This is a genomic window from Bacillus sp. JJ1503, assembly GCF_036965125.1.
Classification (GTDB): domain Bacteria; phylum Bacillota; class Bacilli; order Bacillales; family Cytobacillaceae; genus Cytobacillus.
The window spans coordinates 1-2614 of record NZ_JBALOZ010000284.1; the positions used below are offsets into that span (position 1 = coordinate 1).

The window sequence follows — 2614 nt, forward strand, 5'->3', positions numbered from 1 at the left end:
CTTGAATCGTTCCAAATACTATAAAATATGCAGTTTATAATTGAAATGAAAAAGCTCCCTTCATAAAGAAAGGGAGCGGTAATCAAAGCGAACCTTTATTGATTCTATTCGAATTTAAGTGCGTCGCCATCAAATGAATCGTCTGCAACTTTAATTGAATCAGTTGGACAGCCTTCGAAAGCGTCCATCATATCATCAATTAATACATCTGGAATTTCAACAATTCCTTGGTTATCATCTAGAGTAACGAATGCAATGCCTTCGTCATCGTAATCATAAATATCTGGTGCTGCTGCTCCGCATGCTCCACATGCGATGCAAGTTTCCTTGTCAACAATCGTATACTTTGCCATGAAAAATTACCTCCCAAGATTATAACAAAATTATATGAACATTTTCCTTTGTGAAGATGGAAAGACATCCCTCATCCCCTATTGTAAAACTGAATGGCAAACATTTCAATAGTAAAAGTATTGAGAATGCTTATCATAATAAGGTTCTAACAATAATCAGAATTATAGAGGCTCATATTTTCTATTCATGATAAGATATAGAAGATGATTAATTGTTAGTATGTCCCAAAAAGTAATATAAATGGTGTGATCTTATGAAGGATTCATATTTGAATTTGATAGTTTTATATTGTTTATACAAAATTGATGGTCAGCGATCCATATATTCAATCTTACATCTTCTGAAAGGGAAAAAATCTGCCCAAACGATTCAAGATGCTCATTTTTTCCAATTAACGAACCTCTTCAATTCTTTTCCTTTTCTTGAGCGAAAAGATTTAGATCATATTGTAAGTCAAATTAAGAACAGAGGGTTCATTATCCAAATTTCCGAGCAATGCTATCGTCTATCAATAGAAGGTACACGGTTTCTGGAAGAAACATTGACGAAGCAGCCGATTCCGAGCTCCTTAAACGGTTTGAAGTTCCATCAAGTTACCGAGCTTTTTTGGGAAAGATTATCCCTCACGATACAGGTCATATCCTACTTAAAAAGCAGAGAAACAAAATATCTTCCTATCCAGCGAAAAAAAGAGGTTCACTTTTGGGTAAAGAATTTTCTGCAGCAAACGTCCTTAAACAGAGACGCATTATGCCAGAAACTATACATCGAGTTAGTCAATTGCCTTGAAAAGAATAAGGAAATAGATCCTTCTGTACTCATCATGAGACTGACTGGTTACGAAATTATTGGACTAACTCCTTTACAAGCTGCTGAACGTTTGAAAATGGAACTTGACGTATATTATGTCCAATTTAGAAGCTTGATTCATTTTATGCTGGAAACTATCCAATTAAAACCAGAAAATTACCCGCTTTTAAGCAGATTTATTTCGGAAGAATCGCTGTTAGTTTCATTGACACAGACTGCTAGAAGGACGTACTCATTATTAAAGAATGGCATGGGATTAAATGCTATTGTTCAGACTCGAAGGCTTAAGAGAAGCACGATAGAGGATCATATCGTTGAAATAGCCCTGAATAATAAGAGTTTTGAAATTACTCCTTTTGTGAGTAAGGAAAAACAGCATTTGATTTTAGAAGCCGTTAAGACAAATTCCACTAAACAATTAAAGCAAATTCGTGAATTAGTTCCAAATGCAGATTATTTCGAAATACGCTTAACATTAGCTAGAGTAGGTGAAGAAAATGAAGCTTGAAAAATTATTACAGCATCATTTTAACTATACTGCATTTAGAACAGGTCAAAAGGAAGTTATTTCTTCTATACTGGAAGGGAATCATACAATCGCTATGCTTCCTACCGGAACAGGAAAATCACTATGTTATCAATTATCTGGTTATGCATTAAATGGACAAGTGATTATCATCTCACCACTCTTATCATTAATGCAGGATCAAGCCGAACAATTAATGATGAATGGGGAGAAAAGGGTCATTGCATTTAATTCCTTTTTATCCGCAGAAGAAAAAAATCGTGCATTATCACAGTTAAATAAATATAAATTTATTTTCCTATCCCCAGAAATGCTGCGTCTTGATCATGTCATAAAGAGGCTATGTAATCTTAATATTGCTTTATTTGTCATTGATGAAGCCCATTGCATTTCGCAATGGGGGTATGATTTCAGACCTGATTATTTAAAGCTTGGCGAAGTTAGAGAAAAACTAGGAAACCCGCTGACATTAGCTTTAACTGCAACGGCAACACGAGAGGTTAAAGATGATATAATTGCGTCACTATCATGGGAAAGTTGGAAGGAATTTATTTATTCTGTTGACCGTCCTAATATTTCACTTACTGTTGAAACGATAAATTCCTTTCAAGAAAAAAAGGACAGGCTTGTTGAACTCGTCCATTCTCTAAGTGGTTCAGGGATTGTCTACTTTTCAAGCAAGAAAATGTCTGAACAAATGGCCGTATACTTAAAGGAAAGCGGAGTTTCTAATGTTGCCGCATACCATGGTGGAATGGAACAGGAGGCAAGAATATTAATTCAACAGCAATTTATTCAAGGACAATTAGATGTAATCTGTGCGACAAGTGCATTTGGAATGGGAATTAATAAAGATAATATCCGTTTTATTATACATTTTCATATGCCACTTCAGCTTGAATCCTATTTGCAGGAAATTGGGAG

The 2614-nt window shown here is 34.9% G+C and carries 3 protein-coding genes; 2 read left to right on the forward strand and 1 reads right to left on the reverse strand.

Translation table 11 applies throughout. The features are described 5' to 3' along the window. Positions 1 to 104: 104 nt before the first annotated feature. Positions 105 to 353 carry a ferredoxin gene (locus V7149_RS20180; RefSeq protein WP_335347385.1) on the reverse strand — a complete coding sequence of 83 codons (249 nt, stop codon included), beginning with the start codon at positions 351 to 353 and terminating at the stop codon, positions 105 to 107. Between the two features lie 269 nt (positions 354 to 622). Between V7149_RS20180 and V7149_RS20185 the strand changes: the two genes are divergently transcribed. Further along, the gene (locus V7149_RS20185) at positions 623 to 1672 is read left to right on the forward strand and encodes a helix-turn-helix domain-containing protein (protein ID WP_335347386.1); all 1050 of its coding nucleotides are present in this window, start codon (positions 623 to 625) and stop codon (positions 1670 to 1672) included. Then, positions 1662 to 2614, forward strand: a 953-nt coding sequence (locus tag V7149_RS20190; protein ID WP_335347387.1) for a RecQ family ATP-dependent DNA helicase, incomplete at its 3' end; no start/stop codon positions are given. The genes V7149_RS20185 and V7149_RS20190, both read left to right, overlap by 11 nt.

Excerpts from the sequence above, each read along its gene's own strand:
- V7149_RS20180 (WP_335347385.1), bottom strand. The coding sequence starts at position 353 with ATGGCAAAGTATACGATTGTTGACAAGGAAACTTGCATCGCATGTGGA.